Consider the following 1,325-nt stretch of genomic DNA (forward strand, 5'->3'; position numbering starts at 1 on the left):
CAGGCTGCTGCAGAAGTCGCTGGCAGGCTTGTCGCGGAGATGATTCACTCTGTTAGAGGCAGGGGTGGGATCAGGCGATGCGCGGGCGCGGAGATCGGTCGGAGAACCTGTTCAGCTACGTCCGCCTGGAGGAACGCGTACCGGCCGATCATCCTCTGCGTCCGATCCGGGCGCTGGCGGACGAGGTTCTGGCCGGGCTGAGCGACCGCTTCGAGGGCCTGTACTCAGGACTGGGCCGCCCCTCGATCCCGCCTGAGATGCTGCTGCGTGCCACGCTGCTGCAAGCCTTCTTCTCGGTGCGCTCTGAGCGGATGCTGATGGAGCAGATCGATTACAATCTGCTGTTTCGCTGGTTCGTGGGGTTGGAGATCGATGCCGCGATCTGGCACCCGACGGTGTTCACGCACAACCGTGATCGGCTGCTGGAAGCGGACGTCGCCCGCGCCTTCCTGTCGGGGCTGCTGGCGCTCAAGCCGGTCAAGCGGCTGTTGTCGAGCGACCACTTCTCGGTCGACGGCACGATGATCGAGGCATGGGCCTCGATGAAGAGCTTCCGCCCCAAGGACGGTTCGGGCGAACCGCCAGGACCGGGCCGCAACGGCGAGCGCGACTTCCGCCGCGAGAAGCGCTCGAACGAGACCCACGCCTCGACCACCGACCCGGACGCCCGGCTCTACCGCAAGGCGGACGGTCAGGAGAGCCGGCTGTGCTACCTCGGGCATGCGCTGATGGAGAACCGCAACGGCCTGGTGGTGGACGCGGCTCTCACCCACGCCACCGGCACGGCCGAGCGCGAGGCCGCCCTGGCCATGCTCGATCGCCTGCCCCGTCGGCACCGGATCACGCTGGGCGCGGACAAGCTCTTCGATGTGGAAGCCTTCGTCGGCGATCTGCGGGCGCGGCAGGTGACGCCGCACATCGCGATCAACGGGGCAGTGTCCAAGACCGGCAAGGTGCGCAAGACCGCCCTCGACGGCCGCACCACCCGGCACGCCGGCTACGCGATCAGCCTGCGGTCTCGCAAGCGGATCGAGGAGGTCTTCGGCTGGATCAAGGCCCAGGCCGGGTTCGCCAAGGTGAAGGTCCGATCCCTGCCCAAGGTCGAGGCGGTCTTCACCTTCGCAGCCATCGCCTACAACCTCGTGCGCTTACCGAGGCTTCTGGCCGGAGCAGGCGCATGAGGGGCGACCCGAGCCGGGCGCAGACGCGGCCCGTAACCCGGGCTCCCATCGAAGAGGCAGAATCCAGCCTCTCGGACGTCGGCCAATCCGTGGCAAACACCGATAACGATCCAAACCGAGCGTAACACCAGACTTCTGCAGCAG

The 1,325-nt window shown here is 67.1% G+C and carries 1 protein-coding gene; it reads left to right on the plus strand.

All coding sequences use genetic code 11. The annotated features are described in order from the left end of the window. Window positions 1-77: 77 nt before the first annotated feature. On the plus strand, window positions 78-1,181 hold the full coding sequence (locus tag MFF13_RS25710; RefSeq protein ID WP_147754820.1) for an IS5 family transposase: 1,104 nt from the start codon (window positions 78-80) through the stop codon (window positions 1,179-1,181). The last annotated feature ends 144 nt before the right edge of the window (window positions 1,182-1,325 follow it).

Source organism: Methylobacterium cerastii, from assembly GCF_022179125.1.
GTDB classification, from domain to species: domain Bacteria; phylum Pseudomonadota; class Alphaproteobacteria; order Rhizobiales; family Beijerinckiaceae; genus Methylobacterium; species Methylobacterium cerastii.

Bases quoted from the DNA above. Each gene is read 5' to 3' on its own strand.
- MFF13_RS25710 (WP_147754820.1), top strand. From the start codon at position 78: ATGCGCGGGCGCGGAGATCGGTCGGAGAACCTGTTCAGCTACGTCCGC.